Raw genomic sequence first — 22,510 nt, forward strand, 5'->3', positions numbered from 1 at the left:
GTAGACTTATCCACAGTTGCTGGTAACAAAATCAGCAATCCGCCCTGGGTCAAATTTCAATCGGCAGGGTGGGTCAATTTTCCATCAGCGCCAACAATCTGGTCTCAGCAAGCTCCGCAATCAGTGCCTTTTCTCGTGCGTTGAGTGTTTGAACCTCGCCTTTTCGGTACGCGAGGTCTTTCGCCAATTTGGCGATTCTGGGGTGATGGTTGGCCATCAGGAGAAGAGAGCACATGACAGCCGGGCTGTCATGTGCTTGTGGTGCATAATAGCGCTGTATAAACAAAAACCCCGCCAAGTGCGGGGTTTTTGTTTAGTGCGTAAACGTTTTGCTTATTCTTCCATCTGCGACTGCAGGTAGTTCTGCAGGCCTACGGCTTCGATCAAGCTCAGCTGCGTTTCCAGCCAGTCGATGTGTTCTTCTTCGGAGCAGAGGATGTCTTCGAGCAACTCGCGGCTGGCGTAATCACCAATGCTTTCGCAGTAGGCAATCGCCGCTTTCAAGTCCACGTGTGCTTTGTGCTCGATCTTCAGGTCGCACTCAAGCATCTCTTTGGTGTTTTCACCAATCAGAATTTTTCCGAGGTCTTGCAGATTAGGCAGGCCTTCGAGAAAGAGAATGCGCTTGATCAGCTTGTCCGCGTGTTTCATCTCGTCGATGGACTCGTGGTACTCGTGCTCGCCCAGTTTTTTCAGGCCCCAATCTTCGTACATGCGCGCATGCAGGAAGTATTGGTTGATTGCCACCAACTCGTTGCCGAGGATCTTGTTCAGATGCTGGATGACTTTCTTGTCGCCTTTCATGTCTGTATCTGCCGTGCAAGGGAGTTAGCGACAAATACTGGGCCGCTGGTTTGCGGCTGTCAAACCTAAGTGTCTGAATTTAAAGCTAAATTAAATATGAATACGAATGTTTAACTTCTGCATTTTGGCGCTAACGTGTTGTATTTCTTGCATAAAAATTGCCAAAAGAGTTCTTAACCCCTTTCAGTGGCGGTTTGCACTGTGGCCGATATAAATGAGCGGGCATAAAAAAACCGGACACTGAGGTCCGGTTCTTTTTTGGCGTCAGTCAAGCGGCAACAAAGGTTGCCGGATAAGTCATCACGGCTTGGCTGCTTTGAACTTCGCTGAGGGTTTCTCTTATCACTTGTTTGGCTAGGCAGGCGCACTTGCCGCATTGGCTGGCCACGCCGAGTGCTGCGCGCACGTCACGGTAGTTGCAGCAACCTTCGTAGATTGCTTCGCGAATCTGACCGTCAGTAACACCTTCACAGAGACAGACGTACATGGTTGGGCTCTTGGCAGGGCGGTTGGAATGGAAAAGATACTAATGTTAATGAGAATGCTTGTCAAAGCTGTATGTGAGCGACTGACGAGTGGTGTGTTTCAGGCTATGACGGCTCAGCCTTAATTCGGTTGGGTGTGGGCTATTGATGAACCTGTGTGTTGCCAGTGTGGCGAGGCTGATAAACCCTCTGGCGCTGCATAGGTCATGTAAGAGGGGGCGCGGTAGGCAACCCAGAGGTGGTCTTGCCTCGCCACTTGCCACAAGGCGGAAAAGCTTTGCCGCTTACCGTATTTAAATCCGACTAAATATTGTCAAATCATTGTTTTTATTGGGTTTTTTAGTTTGGCACAGGCATTGCTTATGGTCTTGCACGGAAGACAGACATGCCAGCAGGCAAAGGTTTCTGACCATGAGCATCAGCTTCGATCGGGCACTCGGTATTCATCAGCAGGCGCTGGGCTTTCGCGCTCAGCGCGCCGAAGTACTGGCCAACAATATCGCCAACGCCGATACGCCTAATTACAAGGCGCGCGACGTTGATTTCGCCAGCGTGCTTGCTGCGCAAAGCTCCAAGGATAAGGTCGGGCAGGTGAGTTTGGCGCGTACTCAAAGTCAGCACATCCCGGCCGAAGGCGTGGGAAGTGGCGATGCAGGCTTGGTTTATCGCACGCCGTTGCATGCTTCTATCGATCAGAACACCGTTGATCTGCAGATCGAGCAGTCCAACTACGCCGAGAACTCAGTGCAGTTCCAAGCCAGCTTCACCTTTTTAAACAGCAAATTCAAAGGGCTGGTTAATGCCCTGCGCGGCGAATAACGGGAGTCTAGAGCTATGTCGCTTTCCAGTGTTTTCAACATCGCCGGCATGGGCATGAGTGCGCAGAGCACTCGCCTGAATACCATCTCCAGCAACATTGCCAATGCCGAGACGGTGTCTTCGAGTATTGATCAGACCTACCGCGCCCGGCACCCAGTGTTTGCCACGGTTTATCAGGCGGCTCAGGACGGCGATCGTGGTTCGCTGTTTGCTGATCAAGACAGCGCTGGTGTGGGCGTGCAGGTGTTGGGCGTGGTCGAAGACCAAAGCACCCTTATGCCGCGTTATGAGCCTAATCATCCCTCTGCGGATGACAACGGCTACGTCTACTACCCCAACGTTAACGTGGTTGAAGAAATGGCCGACATGATTTCCGCCAGCCGTGCCTTTCAGACCAATACCGAAATGATGAACACCGCCAAGCAGATGATGCAGCGTGTGCTGACCCTCGGTCAGTAAGCCAGCGGATAAGGAGCGCAGACCTATGAGTACTGTTGGCGACGTAAGCAGCTCGGCACTTGACCGTTACCAGATCAAGAAAGAGACCACCACCAGTAAGGAACTGGGCAAGAACGAGTTCCTCAACCTGTTGGTAGCGCAACTGAACAACCAGAACCCGCTGGAGCCACAAGGTAACGGTGAGTTTATTGCGCAGCTGGCCCAGTTCAGCCAGGTTGAGGGCATTGAAAAGCTGAATGACAGCATGGGGTCGCTGTTAAGTGGCTACCAGTCCTCACAAGCCCTGCAGGCGTCTTCACTGGTCGGGCGCAAGGTGATCATCCCTAGCGACAAGGCTGTGGTGGACACCAGTGAAAGCTTCAAGGCCAGCCTGGTGTTGCCGGCCAGCAGCAGCAACGTCTATGTGAGCGTTTACGACAAGACAGGTGCTGCGGTCAGTCGGGTCAATCTGGGTGAGCAAGCGGCCGGTAATGTCAGCTTTATCTGGGATGGCAAAGATGCCAGTGGCAAGGTTTTGCCGCCTGGTACTTACAAGTTTGAGGCGCAAGCTACTTACCCCACTGGCACCAAAGGCCTTTACACCATGCTGCCTGCCAACGTTGATAGCGTGACGCTGGGCGGTAAAGAGTTGACGTTAAACCTGGCTGGGTTGGGTTCAGTGCCACTTTCCCAGGTTCAGGTCATCGGTCAGTAGTACTCAGCATTTAGCGGCCGGACGTTCCGGCAAAGGAGACATCCATGTCCTTCAATATCGGTTTGAGCGGGTTGCGAGCAGCAACCAGTGATCTCAACGTCACCGGCAACAACATTGCCAACGCGGGCACGGCGGGCTTCAAGCAGTCACGGGCTGAGTTTGCCGACGTGTATGCCGCTTCAGTTTTGGGTACAGGCTCAAACCCTCAGGGCAGTGGCGTGCTGTTGTCCAATGTTTCGCAGCTTTTTAACCAAGGCAACATCAACTATACGCAGAACGCTCTGGATTTGGCGATCAACGGCAACGGTTTCTTCCAGACCAGCAACAACGGCGATGTCAGTTACACGCGGGCTGGGTATTTTGGAACGGATCGCGAGGGGTTCATGGTCAATAACTTTGGCTATCGCCTCCAGGGTTATACGGTTGATCCTGCTGGCAACCTGCAAAACGGAATTGTAGGTGACTTGCAGATTGAAACCGCGAGCCAGGCACCGCGTGCGACAGAAAGCCTTGATCAGGTTTTCAATCTGAACTCGACCAATCAAATACCTACCACGGTTCCTTTCAATCCAGCAGATCCGACTTCCTATAATTCCTCCACATCGACCAATATTTACGACTCACAAGGTAACTCCCATGTATTCACCCAGTATTTTCTGAAGACAGGGCCGAATACTTGGAATATGAACGTCTTGGTTGATGGGCGTAACCCCGGTGATCCGAGTGTCACTACACCATTTAGCGTTCCGCTCAGCTATACAGCTTCGGGTCAGCTGGATCTAGTCGCTTTACAGGCGTCGGCCCCGGCTGGCTTCACCGTTGATGTTAATGGCGTAATACAGTTGGCACCCGGTGATCCTAATGCTCCTGACCCTACTCAGGGATGGGTGCCCGCAGCGCCAAGTACGGCAATTCCACCCGTTTGGTCGCCAAATGGTGCGAATGCTAGCGCGGCCGGGATTGGTATTGATATTCGCCAGTCAACTCAGTTCGCCAGCACCTTTGCGGTCAACCGGGTGAGCCAGGATGGTTACACCACAGGCCAGTTATCAGGTCTGGAGATCGACGACACTGGGGTGATCTTTGCCCGCTACACCAACGGTCAGTCGCGGATTCAAGGGCAGGTAGTTTTGGCCAACTTTGCCAACGTGCAAGGGCTGACGCCGGTGGGTAAAACAGCGTGGGTGCAGTCGTTCCAATCCGGTGAGCCGGTGGTGGGTACACCCCGTAGCGGAACGTTGGGGGCTTTGCAGTCCGGTGCGCTGGAAGATTCCAACGTGGAGTTGTCGGATCAGCTGGTTAACCTGATCGTCGCTCAGCGTAACTACCAGGCCAATGCCAAAACCATCGAAACCAACAGTGCCGTCACGCAGACCATTCTCAACCTGCGTTGAGTCGTCCTGGGCGGCAAGATCCTGCTTGCCGCCTGCGGCAATACCGCATGGTTGCGTCATTTTAAAAGACTCCTTCGGGAGTCTTTTTGTTTATAAGTTGTTTTTTATCAATGGCTTAAGTTTTTGTTTCGAGTGCTGGCATAAGCATTGCTTTGTAACCTGCATTGCTAAGCGGGCGAACGGCCCAACTCGGAGAATAACCATGGATAAGATGCTCTACGTTTCCATGACAGGGGCGCACAACAACACCCTGGCGCAGCGTGCGCATGCCAACAACCTGGCGAACATATCGACCAATGGCTTCCGCCGGGATTTTGAACAAGCACGGTCTATGCCGATTTTTGGTGACGGTTATCCGGCGCGTGTTTATGCGATGAGCGAGCGGCCCGGCACAGATTTCACACCAGGTTCCATGCAGGAAACCGGGCGCGATCTGGATGTGGCGATTGGCGGTAAGGGCTGGATGGCCGTGCAAGCGCCCGACGGTACAGAAGCCTTCGTGCGTACCGCGAGCCTGAATGTTGATGCGCTGGGTGTGCTGCGTACCGGCAACGGCTTGCCGGTGATGGGCAACGCCGGGCCCATTGCAGTCCCGCCTGAACAGAAAATTGAGATCGGCAAAGACGGCACCATCAGCATTCGTGCGTTGGGTGAGGCACCCAGGGTGCTGGCGGAAGTTGATCGTATCAAGCTGGTCAATCCGGATTTGAAGCAAATGGAGAAGGGCACCGACGGCCTGATCCGCTTTAAGGGCAATGGGCCAGTTGAGCCAGATGCCACGGTAGAAGTCACCTCAGGCTTTTTAGAGTCCAGCAACGTCAACGCTGTGGAAGAGATGACTGCGATTCTTTCGCTGTCCCGTCAGTTTGAACTGCAAGTGAAGATGATGCGCACCGCCGAGGACAACTCGGCGGCCATGGCGCGCGTCTTGCAGATGACCTAATTACCAGCACGCGGCGTCGTTAAAACGACACCCAGGAGAATTTTATGCTTCCGGCACTGTGGGTCAGCAAAACCGGTTTGTCCGCCCAGGACATGAACCTGACCACCATTTCCAACAACTTGGCCAACGTATCGACCACGGGCTTTAAGCGTGATCGCGCCGAGTTCGAGGACTTGCTGTACCAAATCCGTCGTCAGCCGGGTGGCCAGTCCAGCCAAGACAGCCAGCTGCCCTCGGGTCTGCAGTTGGGTACGGGTGTGCGGGTGGTGGGCACGCAGAAGATTTTTACTGCAGGCAGCCTGCAAACCACTGAGCAGCCGTTGGATATGGCCGTCAATGGTCGGGGTTTCTTTCAGGTTCTGTTGCCAGATGGCACGGTGTCTTACACCCGTGATGGCAGCTTCCACCTGAACTCCGATGGCCAGTTGGTGACCTCCACAGGTTATGCGCTGGAGCCGGCCATCGTCCTGCCCAATGAGGTGCGTACTTTTACCGTGGGTGAAGACGGTACGGTGTCCGTGACCACCGCCGGCAACCCGCAACCGCAGGTGGTGGGTAATTTGCAAACCGCCGACTTCATCAACCCTGCAGGTTTGGAAGCCATCGGCAATAACCTGTTTCTGGAAACGGCAGCCAGTGGCGCGCCACAGGTAGGCACTCCGGGGTTGAACGGTTTGGGTACCACGCTGCAGAACACCTTGGAAAACTCCAACGTCAGCGTGGTGGAAGAGTTGGTGAACATGATCACCACCCAGCGCGCGTATGAAATGAACTCCAAGGTCATCTCCACCGCTGACCAAATGCTGGGCTTTATTTCGCAGAATCTTTGATGGTTAAAGCGGCTTAGGCGCAGGGCGTATTCCGTTTTTACGTCAGCAATGAAGAGTTTGAGTGGGGCGTTGTGTCAGCAGGGTTGGCTTCGCCAAAAGCAATAAACGAGGTGTGGATATGAACCGGTTAATCATCATCAGTGCGCTGCTTGCCCCTCTGGCGTTAAGTGGCTGCATGGCGCCTGCGCCAAAGCCGGACGATCCCTACTACGCCCCGGTTATGCCGCGTACGCCGTTACCCACTGAACAGAACAACGGTTCAATTTATCAGGCCGGTTTTGATAACGGACTGTTTGGCGACCGCAAGGCCTATCGTGTGGGTGACATCATCACCATCACCCTGAATGAGCGAACTCAGGCCAGCAAGAACACCAGCAGTCAGATCAATAAAAACAGCTCGGCTGAGTTGGGCGTGCCGAATCTATTTGGTATGGCCGTTGCGCCGAAAAACCCATTGGCGTCGATCGGTGCCTTGGGCATGACCAATGACAACCTGAGTCTGGAAGCAGAATTTGAAACCGCCCGTTCGGCCGATGGTTCGGGCCAGGCGGGGCAAAGCAACAGCTTGACGGGTTCTATTACCGTGTCAGTGGCCGAGGTGATGCCCAACGGTATTTTGCTGGTACGCGGCGAGAAGTGGATGACTCTCAATACTGGCAATGAGCTGGTGCGTATTGCCGGTTTGGTGCGTGCCGACGATATCGCCACCGACAACACGGTGTCTTCAACCCGTATTGCCGATGCACGCATTACCTATTCGGGCACGGGGGCTTTTGCTGATGCGACTCAGCCGGGCTGGATGAGCCGTTTCTTTCTTAGCCCAATGTGGCCCTTCTGAGGATGGTCAACATGACGCTTAAGACTTATTTGATCGCCTTCTTCACGCTGCTGCTCAGCACTGTGGCGCAGGCCGAGCGGCTGAAAGATCTGGCCAGTATCCAGGGCGTGCGCAGTAACCAGCTGATCGGCTATGGCCTGGTCGTAGGGCTTAACGGCAGTGGCGACCAGACCACCCAGACGCCGTTCACGGTGCAGACCTTTAATAACATGATGGCGCAGTTTGGTATTCGCGTGCCGCAAGGCGGCAATGTGCAGCTGAAGAACGTTGCTGCGGTTTCAATTCATGCCGACTTACCGCCATTCGCCAAACCAGGGCAAACCATCGATATCACCATTTCCTCGATTGGTAACGCCAAGAGCCTGCGCGGTGGCAGCTTGCTGATGACGCCGCTCAAGGGCATCGATGGCAATGTATACGCCATCGCACAGGGCAATTTGGTGGTAGGTGGTTTTGATGCCGGCGGCGCGGATGGTTCGCGTATCACCGTCAATGTGCCTTCTGCCGGGCGTATTCCGGGTGGTGCCACCGTAGAACGTCCAGTTCCCAGCGGTTTTAATCAAGGTAATTACCTGACGCTGAACTTGAATCGGCCCGATTTCACCACGGCCAAAAACATTGTTGATCACATCAACGAATTGCTCGGCCCAGGCGTGGCCCAAGCCTTGGACGGTGGCTCCGTGCGCGTCACGGCACCACTGGATCCCAGTCAGCGAGTCGACTACCTGTCCATTCTGGAAAATTTAGAAGTGGATGTGGGCCAAGCAGTGGCCAAGGTCATTATCAACTCGCGCACGGGCACCATCGTCATTGGCCAAAACGTTCGCGTGCAGCCGGCGGCTGTGACCCATGGCAGCCTCACGGTAACCATTACCGAAGATCCGATTGTCAGCCAGCCTGACCCACTGTCCGGTGGGGAAACAGCGGTGGTGCCGCGCTCGAAGGTAAACGCTGACGAAGAAGCCAAACCCATGTTCAAGTTTGCCCCAGGCACCTCGTTGGATGAAATCGTCCGCGCGGTCAATCAGGTGGGGGCTTCACCTTCCGACTTAATGGCCATCCTCGAGGCGCTTAAACAAGCTGGCGCCTTGCAGGCTGACTTGATCGTGATTTGAGGGAGCGCACGCTATGGACTCTCGTCTCTCCGCCGGTTTGCTCGGCAGCCCTTCAAACGCTCCAGACAGCGGGGCGTTCAACGACCTGAACCGCTTGCAGCAATTCAAGGTGGGCGGCGACAGCGAAAAAAACATCAAGAAGGTCGCACAAGAGTTCGAGTCACTGTTTCTCAATGAAATGCTCAAAGCCATGCGCTCGGCCAACGAGGCGTTCGGTGAAGGCAACTTCATGAACAGCAACGAGAGCAAAACCTATCAGGACATGCACGACCAGCAGCTGTCGGTCACCCTGTCTAATCACCAGAACGGCATCGGCCTGGCTGACGTGTTGGTGCGGCAGATGTCGAAGATGAAGGATGCCGACAGCCGGCCCAACCCATTCGCCCAAGTCGATGAGCCGGTGCCGAGTGCACCCACCAAGCCACTGGCTCAGGTTGAGAACAGCCGTGACGACAGCTCGCTGCTCAACCAGCGACGCTTGTCCCTGCCCGGTAAACTGACCGATCGCCTGCTGGCCGGCATTGTGCCGTCCGCCACTGCCGCCGAGGGCCAGCCGTTGGCGCAAAACGACTGGATTCCGGCCAAGGCGTTTGCCGCCCCAACTGACACGGCGGTGGGCTTAAACGGCACTGACGCCATCACCGGCCGCCGCATTGCCCAGCCACCGTTGGCGCCAGGTAAGGCGGCTTTTGGCTCGAAGGATGAATTTATCGCCGCCATGTTGCCCATGGCCGAGAAGGCCGCCGACAAGATTGGCGTCGACCCGCGCTACCTAGTGGCCCAGGCTGCGCTGGAAACAGGCTGGGGCAAGTCGATCATTCGTCAGCAAGACGGCAGCAGCAGCCACAACCTGTTTGGCATCAAGACCCACAACACCTGGGAAGGCGATTCGGCGCGCGTGCTGACCACCGAATTCAAAGGCGGCAAAGCCGTCAAGGAAGCCGCCTCGTTTCGTGCCTATGAATCGTTCGAGCACAGCTTTAACGATTACGTGAGCTTCCTACAGGGCAATGGCCGTTACGAAAAAGCCCTGGCAAGCACCGATAAGCCCGAGCAGTTTGCCCGCGAGTTGCAGAAGGCCGGTTACGCCACCGACCCGCAATACGCCCGCAAAATCAATCAGATCGCGCGGCAAATGCAGACCTATCAAACTGTCGCGGCCGTCAGTACGCCGTCCACTAACGGATGATGACGCATGGCTGACTTACTCAACATTGGTCTGTCGGGACTGGCGGCCACTAAAACGTCATTGACGGTCACTGGCCACAATATCGCCAATGTCAATACGCCGGGATTTTCAAGGCAAGACACGGTGCAGGCGACTCGTGTGCCGCAGTTCAGCGGTGCAGGCTATGTAGGCTCTGGCACGACGCTTGTAGATATCCGCCGCAGTTACAGTGAGTTTCTGACCACTCAATTACGCAGCAGCACCGCACTCAGCAGCGATGTGTTGTCGTATAAAAGCCAAATTGAGCAGCTGGACTCGCTCTTGGCCGGTTCTACAACCGGCATTACGCCATCGTTACAGAAGTTTTTTTCGTCGCTACAGACTGCTGCAGAAGACCCATCGAATATTCCTGCCCGGCAACTGGTGCTTTCAGAGGCTGAGGGGCTGGCGCGTCGTTTCAACACCATTTATGACCGGCTGGCCAGTCAAAACGAATTCATCAACAAACAGATGAAGGCCACCACCGATCAGGTGAACCGCTTGGCAGGTACTGTTGCTCAGCTTAATGATGCAATTGCAATTGCCGCGGCAAATGGTGCGACCCCAAATGATTTATTGGATGCCCGTGAAGAGGCCGTGAGGCAGTTATCAACGTATATCGGCGTAACGGTCGTGCCTCAGGATGACAACACTTACAACCTTTTTGTCGGCAGCGGCCAGCCCTTGGTTGTTGCCAATGCAGCCAGCAAGCTTGAGGCTGTAGCCGGGCGTGGTGATCCGACCCGTTTTGAAATTGATTTTGTCAGTGGCGCATCCCGACAAACAGTCACCACCTTGCTTTCTGGTGGGGAGCTGGGTGGTTTAATTCGTTACCGCGAAGAGGTCTTGGACTCTACGCTCAACAGCGTAGGTCGCCTGGCGATTGCAATAAATACCGAAATTAATGCACAGCTCGGGCAGGGGCTGGATCTCAAAGGCAATGTCGGTACCGCACTGTTTAACGATCTCAACAGCACACAACTGGCAGGCCTGCGTGGCCGACCCTTTTCCGACAATATCTCTGCTGTCGATGCGTCGGTGACGATTCGCGACAGTCAGTTGCTTACTACCAGTGATTACCGTTTGGAATACGACGGAACCACCTTGCCTACCGGTTATACAGCCCGTCGATTAAGTGATAACACCGTGATGAGTGTCAGTGCTGACGGCAGCGGTATTTTGCGTTTGGCCAACGCTCAAGGGGTTGATCAAGGTATTGAAATAAGCCTGACTGGTACCCCAGCAGCGGGGGATCGATTCCTTATTCAGCCTACAAGGCGAGGTGCTACGGATATCGCAGCTGTATTGGATCAGTCGGATCAGCTGGCCTTTGCCGCGCCACTGTTATCGGGTGCCAGTTTACAGAATGCGGGCAACGGGGTGATTGGTCAGCCAACGGTGTCCTTAGTCATTGATCCGGCAAATCTCCCCCAACAAAACTTTGTATCAGATCCTTTGCGCTTGGCTAACCTGCAAGCGTTAGGCAGCATCAGTTTGCGATTTAACAACGCGAGCAATGAGCTTGAGTTTGTAACCCCGTTACCGGCGGGTGTCAGTATTACGACAGTGCCACAAACCTCCGCGCCCCCACCCGCCGTTCCAGCGCCTGCACCCACAGCCATTAGCGCACTAAGTGTGACGCCAGGGCAAAGTAATAACCTGAGCTACGCAATTGTTGTGACCAGTGGCGGTATTACCCAAAGCTATACCGTGCAACAAACCTTCAGTGGACGACCTGCACAAGGTGACACCTTCAGTGTTGGGCAAAATCTGACCGGCGTATCGGACAATCGCAACGCATTGAGGTTGGTTAACTTACAGAATGCTCAGGTCGTGGGTGTGGGCACGGGGCCAAATGGAATTGCAGCAGGCGTCAGCTTCAGTGATGGCTACGGTGACCTGGTGGAGCGTGTCGGTACGCTCACAGCTCAATCGCGCATAGACGAGTCAGCAACCAGCGCCATTCTCAAGCAGGCAACAGACAACCGTGACTCTCTTTCGGCTGTCAATTTGGATGAGGAGGCGGCAAACCTTATTAAATTCCAACAGTATTACCAGGCTTCGGCGCAAATCATTCAAGTTGCCCGGACCCTGTTCGATACCTTGATCAACACCTTCTAATCAGGCCTCAGGGCCAGATGCGGCTTCAAGTATTAGGGCTGAGCGTGGCCTAACGTTTGCTTGCAAGCCCTTGTAGGGCAGTTGTGTGGCTTATGCCAACACCTTTTAGATGGCGTTAACTTCCGTCCCTTCGCGAGGACAATGGGCTGGCCAGGCCAGGTCCAATGCAACATGAGGTCTGATATGCGTATTTCTACCGTGCAAGCATTCAACAACGGCGTCACAGGCCTGCAGCGTAACTATGCCAACGTCACGCGCACCCAAGAGCAGATCAGCACCGGTAACCGCATTCTTACACCAGCGGACGACCCGGTCGCCTCTGTGCGCCTGCTGCAGCTTGAGCAACAGCAAAATGTGCTGGGCCAATATAAAGAGAATCTCACAGCGGCTAAAAATAGTCTGGCACAGGAAGAGGTCAGCCTTAACTCGGCCAATACTATTTTGCAGCGGGTTCGCGAGTTGGCTGTGCAGGCCGGCAATGGGGCGCTGAGCAGTGCTGATCGCGCCTCCATCGCCGCCGAATTGCAAGAGCGTGAGGATGAACTGCTAGGCTTGATGAACACGCGCAACGCCCGTGGTGAATACCTGTTTGCCGGTTTTCAGGGTAAAACCCAGCCATTTGTGCGTGAGGCTGATGGCAGCTACAGCTACCGGGGTGATGAAGGCCAGCGCAAAATCCAGATCGCCAGCTCCCTAGATATGCCTATTAGCGACAACGGCAAGAAGACCTTCGTTAACATTACGGACGCGGGTCGTTTGCAAACCTTGCCCGCTGGCAGTTTGCCGGGCCTACGCGTCAGTAATGGGCTCGTGCAGGACGAAGTGGCATTCAGTGCAACGCCCGCGTTTCCTGAGGCTGGTATAGGTATTCGCTTTACCAGTCCAACGGAATACGTGGTGTATGACGTGGCGAACCCGCCGACGTTACCTATTAGCGGGCCACCCTTTGCTCCTGAAATTCTCGCCAATGGCGCACTCGACAGCGACCCAGCCAAGCAGGACAAACTGGTCTTCCGCGGAGTGGTCGTGCAGTTTGACGGGGTTCCGGCCGGCGGAGAGGTTGTGGAAGTCACGCCACGATTGATTGCCGGCCAAACCGCACAAAAGCAGGGGGTGCTTGACACCATTGCCACCTTGCGCCGTTCGTTGCTTGAAGCGCCGCAATCGCCTGACGGTAATCTACAGGTCCGAGATGCTGTAGCGCTTGGGCTCACCAACCTAGACCATGCCATGGTTACCCTTGACAGCGTGCGCGGTGAGATTGGCGCGCGGCTAAACATCGTCGAAACCACGCAGACTGATAATGAAGACGTTGCGCTGGTCAACAAAAGCGTGCAGGCACAACTGCGTGAGCTGGACTACGCCGAGGCGCTTTCGCGGCTCTCTTTCCAAAGCATTGTTCTTGAGGCGGCGCAGCAGAGCTACGTGAAGATTTCAGGGCTGACCTTGTTTAGCCAGTTGTAATCGTTGATTTTCAACGCCTTAAGTAGCCTGCCAAGGTTGCTGTCAAGGGAGGTGGATGGAAAAACCAAAAAAATCTCTCAAGATCCTAAAGCTTTCCTGCAACGCGACGATAACCAGTACGAATGCGAGGTAAACGGTGGTGCAGTAAAGACTGAACACCAAGCCCGCACCACCTGGCTACCTTAAGTACCCGCCCATTGGAGGCAATTGCCATGTCCCTTACAGTCAATACTAACGTTGCATCGCTCAACACTCAGCGTAACCTGAGCAACTCCTCCAGCGCGCTGAGTACCTCTCTCCAGCGCCTTTCCACTGGTTCGCGTATCAACTCCGCCAAGGACGATGCTGCTGGTCTGCAAATCTCCAACCGCCTGACTAGTCAGGTCAATGGCTTGGGCGTGGCCGTGCGTAACGCCAACGACGGTATCTCGCTGGCCCAAACTGCTGAAGGCGCTCTGCAGCAGTCCACCAATATCCTGCAGCGTATGCGTGACCTGTCTCTGCAGTCGGCTAACGGTAGCAACTCATCATCTGAGCGCCAGGCGTTGAGTCAAGAAGTTGGCCAGCTCAAAGAAGAGTTAAATCGTATTGCCGACACCACCACTTTCGGTGGTCAGAAATTACTTGACGGTAGCTTTGGTACTAAAAGCTTCCAGGTGGGTTCCAATGCAAATGAAGTGATTGGCGTAAACGTCAATGGGGCCTCTTCAAAAAATGTCGGTGCTGATCGGTTGGCTCTCGCAGGTACCGGTTTCAATACAGTGGGTGCTGCAGCTACAACTGCAGCTGCAGGTACGACTGTTGGGGGGACTCTTACAGTTACTGGTCCGAATGGTAAGTCAAATCTTCCCGCCGATATGACGATAGTTGCTGGTGATTCGGCTAAAAAAATTGCTGATACGATTAATAAATCCTCCGATCTGACTGGTGTTAAGGCCGATGCTAGAACTGGTGTTCAGTTGTCTGGTCTTGCAGCGGCAGGCAACGTGACAATGCAACTTAGTTCAGGTTCGGCTGCTACATTAGCCACAATTAGTGCAAACGTAACTGATAGCAGCAATCTGACTAACCTTGCTAATTCGATTAACGCTCAGTCCGGTAAGACGGGTATTACAGCAGGACTGACCAACAATAACGGTAACATCAAGCTTTTTAATGAGGCTGGTGAAAATATTGTTATTGAAGGGTTTGCTATTGCGGGTGTTACAGGTACAGCTAACACTGTAGCGCTTAACTCGATCAACTACTCTGGCACGGTCTCAGCAACATCAATACAGTTGCAGGCGACGAACGATTCCTCTCGAGTCCAAGGCAATGTTCAATTTGAGTCTTCTGGTGCGTTTCAGGTGGTTGCAAGTGCGGCTAACATAATTAGTGCTGGCACCTTGGGCGTATCAACTCTTAATACTGTGGCTGATATTGATATTACCACGCAAGAAGGCGCTCAAAACTCGATTTCCATTATCGATGCTGCTATCGCGAGTATTGATAAAAACCGCGCAAGTCTTGGTGCTACGCAAAACCGCTTCGAAAACACGATTGCCAACCTGCAAAATATCTCAGAAAACGTATCGGCTGCACGTGGCCGTATTCAGGACACCAACTTTGCTGCTGAAACAGCTAACCTGAGCAAAAACCAGGTGCTGCAACAGGCCGGTACGGCCATTCTGGCCCAGGCCAACCAGTTGCCGCAGGCGGTTCTCAGCCTCCTGCGTTAAGCTGAACTGAAGTTAAGCTTGATAACGGGGGGTAGTGCTTAGCGCTACTCCCCGTCTTGCCATGTGAGGTGAGGTTATGGACATCAATAGCATTAGTGCAGCATCGTTGCCTGCAGCTTCAGCGCGTACAAAGCCGCAGGTCGTGCGTGCAGATGCTGAGGCCGAGCTGCGTGGTCAGCCACTGCAGAAGGTAGGCCAGCAACAACAGCCGGCAGAGGCCAAAGCTTCGTCAGATCCTACGGATATTCAGGACGCCGTGTCCTCAATCCAGCAATTTGTACAAACAGTGCAGCGTAATCTTAATTTTTCACTGGATGATTCCAGTGGTCGCGTTGTCGTTAAGGTCACTGATGGAGCATCAGGCGAGTTAATCCGTCAGATTCCTTCTGAAGAGGCCTTGCGCTTGGCGGAAAGTCTCGACCAGGCTCGTAGTCTGCTTTTCAAAGCTGAGGCGTAAAGGGCGTGGCGTGATTCTTGTATAAGCTTCAGCAATGAATCTAAACGCCAACCCATTGACGAGGTGGTTAACATGGCAAGCATTACCGGTATTGGTTCGGGAGTTGACATCAAAAGCATTGTTTCAGCGCTGGTTAGTGCTGAGCGTGCGCCGAAAGAAGCCCAACTCGCACGCCTGGAAAAAGCCAGCACCACTAAGTTCACTGCCCTAGGCCAGCTCAAGGGTGCTGCCAGTGCCTTGCAAGCAGCCTTGAAAGATTTAAACAAGCCCGAACTGTTCAACAAGCGAACGGCCACCTCCTCGGACAGCAAACTGGCAACAGCCAGTGCCAGCACTACTGCGCTCAGTGGTACTTACCAGTTAGAAGTACGCAGCTTGGCGACCAGCAGCAAGGTGGCGACACAGTCGCTCAGTTCATCCTTTGCAGCGTCAGCAGACGGTACCTTTGATGTTCGTGTTGGCAGTGGTACTGGCGTGCAGGTAAACGTAACCGCCGGGGACAATCTGGTGGCGATTCGCGACAAGCTTAATACCGCCCTAAGCGATCAGGGTGTTAGCGCCAACATCATCAATGATCCTGCAACAGGTACATCTCGGCTGGTGCTTAATGCTAAGGAAACTGGCTCAGGCAACGATATTTTTATAGAGAACGCCAGTGCCGGTTTGACGGATTTGAGTATTGATCCAAACGTCGCGGTCACGGGTGCTGCTGCTGGGTCTCTTACCCGAGCCGCTGACGCAGAGTTTGCAATTGATGGGTTGACCCTGTTCAGTGCCAAAAATAGCGTGAGCAATGCCATTCCTGATGTAACGGTAAACTTGGTCAAGGCTGAGCCTGGCACCAACCTCACCATCACCGTTGGACAAGACACTGGTGGTGTCAAATCTAGCATCAAGAAGTTTATCGATACCTACAACGCACTGATCACAACTAGTAATCAACTAACAGGCGTCACGTCCGCCGGCGAAGGCAAGCCGCCCGTTGTTGGTGGGCTGGTAGGTGATGCCTCTGTACGTAATTTGTTGGGCGGCTTACGGGCTGAGTTGGGTCGGCCTTCTACCAGCAGTGGCGATAGTCTTCGCGTGTTGGCGGATATGGGTATTACTACCCAAAGAGATGGCACCTTAAAAATTGATGACAAGGTTTTTGATGCCGCGCTGAAGGATAACTACGATTCAGTCGGTAGCTTTTTTACCGGAGAGCAAGGTTTGATGGCTCGTCTGGACGCCCGTGTAAATGGATTTGTACAAGTCGGTGGCGTTCTAGAGCAGCGCATGAACAGCCTCCAAACGACCATTAAAGACATTGATAAGCAGAAAGAAATGCTCAATCTGCGCATTGCAAAAGTGCAGGAGCGCTTATTTAGCCAGTTTAATGCGATGGATGCGTTAGTTGGGCAACTCAACAGTACCAGTGACAGACTGGCCCAATCGTTGGCAAGCCTGCCAGGCTCTGTTAAGAAAGGATAGTTAGGCAATGAGCAACCCAATTGATGTTTATAAGGACGTTCGGACTCAGCAAGAGGTAACACCCTACCGGGCTGTACAAATGTTACTTGCGGGTGCTCTGGATCGACTCTCGCTAGCAAAGCATGCGATGGATGAGGGTAATGCAGGGGTTCGCGGTCACGCCGTGGGTCGTACGCTCGATATAATTAGCGTTTTGCAAGCTAGCCTTGATAAGGAGTTGGGTGGTGAACTCGCCACTAACTTAGATTCTCTCTATGACTATATGATTCGCCGCCTTGCGGGTGTGGCACTCGATTCTACGCCGCGTAGTCTGGATGAAGTAGCTGGTTTGCTTGAGCAGATTAAGTCGGCCTGGGATGCCATTGGCCCAGAAGTTGAGCCGGTATTAGAATGACATCCTGCTGTTTTTATAGGATTTCTCTCAAGCTTTGTTGGACTGAGCCGATAGATAGGTATCAGTAACAAGCCTGTAACGGAGTCCGTATGAATGCCATGGCAGCGATGAAGCAGTATCAAAACGTCAATACCCAGGCTCAGGTTTTGGATGCCTCCCCACACCGGCTTATCCAAATGTTGATGGAAGGCGGCCTTACACGCCTTGCCCAAGCCAAAGGCGCAATGGAGCGCAATCAGGTTGCAGTTAAAGGAGAGTTTCTAAGTAAGGCCATCGCTATCATAGGTGGCTTGCAGGAAGCACTTGATGTGCAGCAGGGTGGTGAGCTGGCAATCAATCTTCAGCGGCTATACGACTACATGGTCGGTCGTCTTTTAGAAGCTAACCGTGCTAACGATCCGAGTATAATCGACGAGGTTGCAGGTCTTTTACGTGAAGTTAAAAGTGGCTGGGATGGCATTTCTAATCAGATTTAATGCATTGAGGGCCTCTCGATGATCCGCTCGGTAACCCGTTTAGAGCTAGCCGGCAATGCACTTCGGGCTGCTTTGCAGGCCCATGATTGGGCTGCCATTGGTGAGCTTGATCTGCAGTGTCGGCAGGCGGTTGATGAGGCTATGGTTGAGTCAGCAAGCGATGAAGACACTCTGCGTGCGCGTATGCAGGAGCTTCTGGATTTATACCGCGAGCTGGTAAATGTGTGTCAGGCCGAGCAGCGTCGTCTCGCTCAGGAGCTAGTTCAGCTCAATCAATCTCAGCAAGGTGCGAAGGTCTATCAGCTGTTTGGTTGATCATTTCTCCAATTGAGTCGATGCCCAATGGTATCGACTCAGTGCGTTGCGCTTCCCCTTCTCGATAGATGTTTCCTCGCTACAAACCCTGCGTATTTTCCTTGTGATTCTGTTTTCGCGAAAATGCACGCCATAAAATTGACTGTGAACAAAAAATTGACTTAACTAGGGGCCAAATGTCGGCGCTGGCTGAGTCGTTTTGCCCGTTGGCATGTTCTTCACTCCAGGAAGTGCGAATAAATTTATGTGGCGCGAAACCAAAATCCTGCTGATTGACGATAACAGCGAGCGCCGTCGTGATCTGACGGTGATTCTGAATTTCCTCGGTGAAGACCATTTAGCCTGCGACAGTCAAGGATGGCGCGATTGCGTAGCGCAGCTTGATTCCAGTCGTGGGGTGTTGAGCGTGCTGCTGGGCGAGGTGAAGGGCAAAGGTGGCGTCCTTGAGTTGCTCAAGCAGTTGGCGCTTTGGGATGAGTTTTTACCTACCTTGCTGGTGAATGAGCATGTCGCGGCCGAATGGCCGGAAGAGCAGCGGCGCAGCGTACTGGCGAGCCTGGAAATGCCGCTCAGCTACAACAAGCTGCTCGACTCGCTGCACCGTGCCCAGGTTTACCGCGAAATGTACGACCAAGCCCGCGAGCGTGGTCGCCAGCGTGAGACAAATCTGTTCCGCAGTTTGGTAGGCACCAGTCGCGCGATACAGCAGGTGCGGCAGATGATGCAGCAAGTCGCCGATACCGAAGCCAGTGTGCTGATCCTGGGTGAGTCGGGTACAGGTAAGGAGGTGGTAGCACGCAACCTGCACTACCACTCCAAGCGTCGTGAAGCTCCCTTTGTGCCGGTCAATTGCGGCGCTATTCCTGCGGAGTTGCTTGAAAGCGAATTGTTCGGGCATGAGAAAGGGGCGTTTACCGGCGCCATCACCAGCCGTGCTGGGCGCTTTGAGCTGGCCAACGGCGGCACACTGTTTCTGGATGAAATCGGTGATATGCCGCTGCCGATGCAGGTGAAGTTATTACGTGTGTTGCAAGAACGCACCTTCGAGCGCGTGGGCAGCAACAAAACCCAGAGCGCTGATGTGCGCATCATCGCGGCTACCCATAAAAATCTTGAAAAGATGATTGAAGACGGCAGTTTCCGTGAGGATCTGTATTACCGCCTCAACGTCTTCCCGATCGAGATGGCGCCGCTACGCGAACGCATCGAAGACATTCCACTGCTGATGAATGAATTAATCTCGCGTATGGAGTTTGAGAAGCGTGGCTCCATCCGTTTCAACTCCGCGGCCATCATGTCGCTCTGTCGGCATGACTGGGCCGGTAACGTACGTGAGCTGGCTAATTTGGTTGAACGCATGGCGATCATGCATCCCTATGGCGTGATTGGTGTGGGCGAGCTGCCGAAGAAGTTCCGTCATGTGGATGATGAAGACGAAAGCATGGTGGCTTCGCTGCGTGACGAGCTCGACGAGCGCGCCACACTCATGGCCGGATTGCCGGGTATTGATTCAATGGCCATGCTGCCGCCAGAAGGCCTCGACCTCAAAGATTACCTGGGCAACCTTGAACAAGGATTGATCCAGCAGGCGTTGGACGACGCGTCTGGGGTTGTGGCGCGTGCCGCAGAGCGGTTGCGTATTCGTCGCACCACCTTGGTTGAGAAAATGCGCAAATACGGCATGACCCGCCGCGATGACGAAGGCTTGGACGACTGAGTCAAGCCTTTGGCGGTTGCCTGTAACTTGGCGGCTGCTGATCAAATAAAGCCGAAGGATTGACGCCTCCTTCGGCTTTTTATTTTCAAGTAACTGTTTTTAAAGGTTATTTTTTCAGGCACGGGTATTGCTATCTCTCTGGCAACTGACTGTCTTATGACGGCTCGCCAGGCGAGAGAGAACCATGAGTAGCAACCTGCAACTTCCTGAACAATCTGCGCAGAACGATGCCTCCGTCGAGCAGGCCAGCCGTGCTGGTCTGGAGCATGCGTTTGCCTTGTTTAATCAGATGTCGACCCAGCTCGGTGACTCTTACAGCATGCTGGAGTCTCGGGTGGCCGAGCTTAAAGGTCAGTTGGCGTTGGTCAGTGCCCAGCGTATGCAGGAGCTGGCTGAAAAGGAGCGTTTGGCCCAGCGTCTGCAAAGCCTGCTGGATTTGCTGCCCGGTGGTGTGATCGTGATTGATGGCCAGGGCGTGGTGCGTGAAGCCAATCCGGTGGCGCGCAGTCTGCTTGGCTTGCCGCTGGTGGGCATGCTGTGGCGGCAGGTGATCGCGCGTAACTTTGCCCCGCGTGAAGACGATGGCCATGAAATTTCGCTGAAAGACGGGCGGCGTTTGTCCATTGCGACTCGCTCGTTAAACGCCGAGCCAGGGCAGTTGGTGTTGTTGACTGACCTGACGGAAACCCGGCGTTTGCAGGATCAACTGTCGCGCCATGAGCGGTTGTCCGCGTTGGGACGCATGGTTGCTTCTTTGGCTCATCAGATTCGTACGCCACTTTCTGCTGCCTTGCTCTATGCCAGCCATTTGACCGAACAGGTTCTTCCCGTCGAGCAGCAACAGCGCTTCGCTGGGCGCCTCAAAGAGCGCCTGCACGAGTTGGAGCACCAGGTGCGCGACATGTTGATCTTCGCCCGGGGTGAGTTGCCGCTGCCGGATCGCCTGTCGCCCAAGGCCGTGTTTGACGCGCTGCGCAGTGCGGCAGAAACCCATGTCACGGATATGCAGGTGCGCTGGCAGTGCGACAGCCGCAGCGGTGAGTTGCTGTGCAACCGCGACACCTTGGTCGGGACGATGCTCAATTTGATTGAGAACGCGATTCAGGCGGGGGGGCGCGAAGTCGGCCTTAAAGTACACCTTTATCAGCGGGGCGACGTGGTTCGGCTGTGCATCAGCGACAACGGTCCGGGCATTGATCGCGCCACGCTGGCGCGTTTGGGCGAACCCTTCTTTACCACCAAAACCACAGGCACCGGGCTGGGCCTGGCTGTGGTCAAAGCAGTGGCACGCGCCCATCAGGGTGACGTGCAACTGCGTTCGCGGCCGGGACGTGGCACATGCGCCATCGTCACCTTGCCGCTACTGGGTGCGGCGCACCCCTTGAATCAGGAGTAATCCACGATGGCGAGCAAAATTCTCTTGGTTGAAGACGACCGCGCTCTGCGCGAAGCGCTGGCCGATACCTTGGAGCTGGGTGGGCACGATTACCGCGCGGTGGACTGTGCTGAAGCTGCGCTCGTGGCAATTGTGGAAGAGCCCTTTGGCCTGGTGGTCAGTGATGTGAACATGCCCGGCATGGACGGTCATCAACTGCTGGCTCAGATTCGTCAGTCGCAACCACAGTTGCCGGTGCTGCTGATGACGGCCTTTGGTGCTGTTGAGCGCGCCGTGGATGCCATGCGCCAGGGCGCGGTGGATTACTTGGTTAAACCCTTTGAACCCAAAGCCCTGCTGGCGCTGGTTGACCGGCACGCGCTGGGACGTATCTCGCTCGGCGAGCAAGATGGCCCCGTTGCGCAGGAACCCGCCAGCGTGCAGTTGCTGGCGCTGGCCACGCGTGTGGCGCAGAGCGATTCGACGGTGCTGATTACCGGGGAGTCCGGTACCGGCAAAGAGGTGCTGGCGCGTTTTATTCATCAGCAGTCGCCGCGTGCCAATAAACCCTTTATTGCCATTAACTGCGCGGCGATTCCCGACAACATGCTTGAGGCCACTTTGTTTGGCCATGAAAAAGGCTCGTTTACCGGTGCCATTGCCAGCGCGCCAGGTAAATTCGAGCTGGCCGAAGGCGGCACTATTTTGCTCGATGAAATTTCCGAGATGCCGCTGGGCCTGCAAGCCAAATTGCTACGTGTGCTGCAGGAACGTGAGGTGGAGCGGGTGGGTGCACGCAAGCCAATTACGTTGGACATTCGGGTGCTGGCCACCAGCAACCGTGATCTGGCGGCAGAAGTAGCAGCTGGGCGCTTCCGTGAAGACCTTTACTATCGGTTATCGGTGTTCCCGCTGGCCTGGCGACCGCTGCGCGAGCGGCCTGCGGATATTGTGCCGTTGGCCGAACGCTTGCTGGCCAAGTACGTGAAGAAAATGAATCACGCGCCGATTCGTTTTTCTCCGCAGGCGCAAATGAGCCTGATGAGCCACAGTTGGCCAGGCAACGTGCGTGAGTTGGATAACGCCATTCAGCGCGCCTTGATTTTGCAGCAAGGCGGGCTGATTCAACCGCAGGATCTGTGTTTGCAAGCGCCAATTGGCGGCGCGCCTTTGCAGCCGTTGCTGTCGGTGGTGAGCTCGTCTGTACCGGTGCATCACGATGCTCCGGCGGCTGATGCGGGGGCGTTGGGTGACGATCTGCGCCGGCATGAGTTTCAGATGATCATCGACACCCTGCGTGCCGAGCGCGGAAGGCGCAAAGAAGCGGCCGAGCGTCTGGGTATCAGCCCGCGAACCTTGCGCTACAAGCTGGCGCAGATGCGCGATGCCGGGATGGATGTGGAAGGCTATCTGTT

At 54.5% G+C, this 22,510-nt stretch carries 22 protein-coding genes; 20 read left to right on the forward strand and 2 right to left on the reverse strand.

What is annotated here, in order from left to right:
* Positions 1 to 333: 333 nt before the first annotated feature.
* A complete protein-coding gene (gene bfr / locus AUK77_RS03900; protein WP_296126356.1) occupies positions 334 to 804 on the reverse strand; it encodes a bacterioferritin in 471 nt (156 codons plus the stop codon).
* A 268-nt stretch (positions 805 to 1,072) separates the two neighbouring features.
* Positions 1,073 to 1,291, reverse strand: coding sequence for a bacterioferritin-associated ferredoxin (locus AUK77_RS03905; RefSeq protein WP_296126358.1), 219 nt, complete (start codon positions 1,289 to 1,291; stop codon positions 1,073 to 1,075).
* A 409-nt stretch (positions 1,292 to 1,700) separates the two neighbouring features.
* Here AUK77_RS03905 and flgB point away from each other — a divergent pair, with 409 nt between their 5' ends.
* From flgB to AUK77_RS04005, 20 genes are all read left to right on the forward strand, one after another.
* Positions 1,701 to 2,108, forward strand: a complete 408-nt coding sequence (flgB, locus tag AUK77_RS03910; RefSeq protein WP_296126360.1) for a flagellar basal body rod protein FlgB — start codon at positions 1,701 to 1,703, stop codon at positions 2,106 to 2,108.
* Positions 2,109 to 2,123: 15 nt separating this feature from the next.
* A complete protein-coding gene (flgC, locus tag AUK77_RS03915) occupies positions 2,124 to 2,567 on the forward strand; it encodes a flagellar basal body rod protein FlgC (RefSeq protein ID WP_296126363.1) in 444 nt (147 codons plus the stop codon).
* Positions 2,568 to 2,592: 25 nt separating this feature from the next.
* Positions 2,593 to 3,261: a flagellar hook assembly protein FlgD gene (gene flgD, locus AUK77_RS03920; RefSeq protein WP_296126365.1), complete on the forward strand. Its 669-nt coding sequence runs from the start codon at positions 2,593 to 2,595 to the stop codon at positions 3,259 to 3,261.
* Between the two features lie 44 nt (positions 3,262 to 3,305).
* On the forward strand, positions 3,306 to 4,655 hold the full coding sequence (gene flgE / locus AUK77_RS03925) for a flagellar hook protein FlgE (RefSeq protein WP_296126368.1): 1,350 nt from the start codon (positions 3,306 to 3,308) through the stop codon (positions 4,653 to 4,655).
* 202 nt (positions 4,656 to 4,857) lie between these two features.
* Positions 4,858 to 5,598: a flagellar basal body rod protein FlgF gene (locus tag AUK77_RS03930; protein WP_296126370.1), complete on the forward strand. Its 741-nt coding sequence runs from the start codon at positions 4,858 to 4,860 to the stop codon at positions 5,596 to 5,598.
* Between the two features lie 44 nt (positions 5,599 to 5,642).
* Complete coding sequence (flgG, locus tag AUK77_RS03935; RefSeq protein WP_296126373.1) at positions 5,643 to 6,428, forward strand: flagellar basal-body rod protein FlgG; 786 nt, start codon at positions 5,643 to 5,645, stop codon at positions 6,426 to 6,428.
* A 118-nt stretch (positions 6,429 to 6,546) separates the two neighbouring features.
* Positions 6,547 to 7,266 carry a flagellar basal body L-ring protein FlgH gene (gene flgH, locus AUK77_RS03940; RefSeq protein ID WP_296126375.1) on the forward strand — a complete coding sequence of 240 codons (720 nt, stop codon included), beginning with the start codon at positions 6,547 to 6,549 and terminating at the stop codon, positions 7,264 to 7,266.
* Positions 7,267 to 7,277: 11 nt separating this feature from the next.
* Positions 7,278 to 8,381, forward strand: a complete 1,104-nt coding sequence (locus AUK77_RS03945; protein ID WP_296126377.1) for a flagellar basal body P-ring protein FlgI — start codon at positions 7,278 to 7,280, stop codon at positions 8,379 to 8,381.
* Positions 8,382 to 8,394: 13 nt separating this feature from the next.
* Positions 8,395 to 9,570, forward strand: a complete 1,176-nt coding sequence (flgJ, locus tag AUK77_RS03950) for a flagellar assembly peptidoglycan hydrolase FlgJ (RefSeq protein ID WP_296126379.1) — start codon at positions 8,395 to 8,397, stop codon at positions 9,568 to 9,570.
* A 6-nt stretch (positions 9,571 to 9,576) separates the two neighbouring features.
* Positions 9,577 to 11,709 (forward strand): flagellar hook-associated protein FlgK, encoded by a 2,133-nt coding sequence (flgK, locus tag AUK77_RS03955; protein ID WP_296126382.1) that lies wholly within the window; start codon positions 9,577 to 9,579, stop codon positions 11,707 to 11,709.
* Between the two features lie 183 nt (positions 11,710 to 11,892).
* The gene (gene flgL / locus AUK77_RS03960; protein ID WP_296126384.1) at positions 11,893 to 13,173 is read left to right on the forward strand and encodes a flagellar hook-associated protein FlgL; all 1,281 of its coding nucleotides are present in this window, start codon (positions 11,893 to 11,895) and stop codon (positions 13,171 to 13,173) included.
* Positions 13,174 to 13,385: 212 nt separating this feature from the next.
* Positions 13,386 to 14,891 (forward strand): flagellin, encoded by a 1,506-nt coding sequence (locus AUK77_RS03965; RefSeq protein ID WP_296126387.1) that lies wholly within the window; start codon positions 13,386 to 13,388, stop codon positions 14,889 to 14,891.
* 76 nt (positions 14,892 to 14,967) lie between these two features.
* A complete protein-coding gene (locus tag AUK77_RS03970; RefSeq protein ID WP_296126390.1) occupies positions 14,968 to 15,348 on the forward strand; it encodes a flagellar protein FlaG in 381 nt (126 codons plus the stop codon).
* A 72-nt stretch (positions 15,349 to 15,420) separates the two neighbouring features.
* Entirely contained in the window at positions 15,421 to 16,818 is a 1,398-nt protein-coding gene (gene fliD / locus AUK77_RS03975) for a flagellar filament capping protein FliD (RefSeq protein WP_296126391.1), read from the forward strand.
* A 7-nt stretch (positions 16,819 to 16,825) separates the two neighbouring features.
* Entirely contained in the window at positions 16,826 to 17,212 is a 387-nt protein-coding gene (gene fliS / locus AUK77_RS03980) for a flagellar export chaperone FliS (protein ID WP_296126395.1), read from the forward strand.
* 89 nt (positions 17,213 to 17,301) lie between these two features.
* Complete coding sequence (gene fliS, locus AUK77_RS03985; protein ID WP_296126396.1) at positions 17,302 to 17,688, forward strand: flagellar export chaperone FliS; 387 nt, start codon at positions 17,302 to 17,304, stop codon at positions 17,686 to 17,688.
* An 18-nt stretch (positions 17,689 to 17,706) separates the two neighbouring features.
* The gene (locus AUK77_RS03990) at positions 17,707 to 18,003 is read left to right on the forward strand and encodes a flagellar protein FliT (RefSeq protein ID WP_296126398.1); all 297 of its coding nucleotides are present in this window, start codon (positions 17,707 to 17,709) and stop codon (positions 18,001 to 18,003) included.
* Positions 18,004 to 18,247: 244 nt separating this feature from the next.
* Complete coding sequence (locus AUK77_RS03995) at positions 18,248 to 19,720, forward strand: sigma-54 dependent transcriptional regulator (RefSeq protein ID WP_296126399.1); 1,473 nt, start codon at positions 18,248 to 18,250, stop codon at positions 19,718 to 19,720.
* Between the two features lie 184 nt (positions 19,721 to 19,904).
* On the forward strand, positions 19,905 to 21,116 hold the full coding sequence (locus AUK77_RS04000; protein ID WP_296126401.1) for an ATP-binding protein: 1,212 nt from the start codon (positions 19,905 to 19,907) through the stop codon (positions 21,114 to 21,116).
* A gap of 6 nt (positions 21,117 to 21,122) precedes the next feature.
* The coding region (locus AUK77_RS04005; protein WP_296126404.1) for a sigma-54 dependent transcriptional regulator at positions 21,123 to 22,510 on the forward strand (1,388 nt) is incomplete at its 3' end.

The organism is Pseudomonas sp. Ga0074129 (assembly GCA_001465025.1).
Taxonomy (GTDB): domain Bacteria; phylum Pseudomonadota; class Gammaproteobacteria; order Pseudomonadales; family Pseudomonadaceae; genus Aquipseudomonas.

Excerpts from the sequence above, each read along its gene's own strand:
- bfr (WP_296126356.1), bottom strand. The coding sequence starts at position 804 with ATGAAAGGCGACAAGAAAGTCATCCAGCATCTGAACAAGATCCTCGGC.
- AUK77_RS03905 (WP_296126358.1), bottom strand. The coding sequence starts at position 1,291 with ATGTACGTCTGTCTCTGTGAAGGTGTTACTGACGGTCAGATTCGCGAA.
- flgB (WP_296126360.1), top strand. The coding sequence starts at position 1,701 with ATGAGCATCAGCTTCGATCGGGCACTCGGTATTCATCAGCAGGCGCTG.
- flgC (WP_296126363.1), top strand. The coding sequence starts at position 2,124 with ATGTCGCTTTCCAGTGTTTTCAACATCGCCGGCATGGGCATGAGTGCG.
- flgD (WP_296126365.1), top strand. The coding sequence starts at position 2,593 with ATGAGTACTGTTGGCGACGTAAGCAGCTCGGCACTTGACCGTTACCAG.
- flgE (WP_296126368.1), top strand. The coding sequence starts at position 3,306 with ATGTCCTTCAATATCGGTTTGAGCGGGTTGCGAGCAGCAACCAGTGAT.
- AUK77_RS03930 (WP_296126370.1), top strand. The coding sequence starts at position 4,858 with ATGGATAAGATGCTCTACGTTTCCATGACAGGGGCGCACAACAACACC.
- flgG (WP_296126373.1), top strand. The coding sequence starts at position 5,643 with ATGCTTCCGGCACTGTGGGTCAGCAAAACCGGTTTGTCCGCCCAGGAC.
- flgH (WP_296126375.1), top strand. The coding sequence starts at position 6,547 with ATGAACCGGTTAATCATCATCAGTGCGCTGCTTGCCCCTCTGGCGTTA.
- AUK77_RS03945 (WP_296126377.1), top strand. The coding sequence starts at position 7,278 with ATGACGCTTAAGACTTATTTGATCGCCTTCTTCACGCTGCTGCTCAGC.
- flgJ (WP_296126379.1), top strand. The coding sequence starts at position 8,395 with ATGGACTCTCGTCTCTCCGCCGGTTTGCTCGGCAGCCCTTCAAACGCT.
- flgK (WP_296126382.1), top strand. The coding sequence starts at position 9,577 with ATGGCTGACTTACTCAACATTGGTCTGTCGGGACTGGCGGCCACTAAA.
- flgL (WP_296126384.1), top strand. The coding sequence starts at position 11,893 with ATGCGTATTTCTACCGTGCAAGCATTCAACAACGGCGTCACAGGCCTG.
- AUK77_RS03965 (WP_296126387.1), top strand. The coding sequence starts at position 13,386 with ATGTCCCTTACAGTCAATACTAACGTTGCATCGCTCAACACTCAGCGT.
- AUK77_RS03970 (WP_296126390.1), top strand. The coding sequence starts at position 14,968 with ATGGACATCAATAGCATTAGTGCAGCATCGTTGCCTGCAGCTTCAGCG.
- fliD (WP_296126391.1), top strand. The coding sequence starts at position 15,421 with ATGGCAAGCATTACCGGTATTGGTTCGGGAGTTGACATCAAAAGCATT.
- fliS (WP_296126395.1), top strand. The coding sequence starts at position 16,826 with ATGAGCAACCCAATTGATGTTTATAAGGACGTTCGGACTCAGCAAGAG.
- fliS (WP_296126396.1), top strand. The coding sequence starts at position 17,302 with ATGAATGCCATGGCAGCGATGAAGCAGTATCAAAACGTCAATACCCAG.
- AUK77_RS03990 (WP_296126398.1), top strand. The coding sequence starts at position 17,707 with ATGATCCGCTCGGTAACCCGTTTAGAGCTAGCCGGCAATGCACTTCGG.
- AUK77_RS03995 (WP_296126399.1), top strand. The coding sequence starts at position 18,248 with ATGTGGCGCGAAACCAAAATCCTGCTGATTGACGATAACAGCGAGCGC.
- AUK77_RS04000 (WP_296126401.1), top strand. The coding sequence starts at position 19,905 with ATGAGTAGCAACCTGCAACTTCCTGAACAATCTGCGCAGAACGATGCC.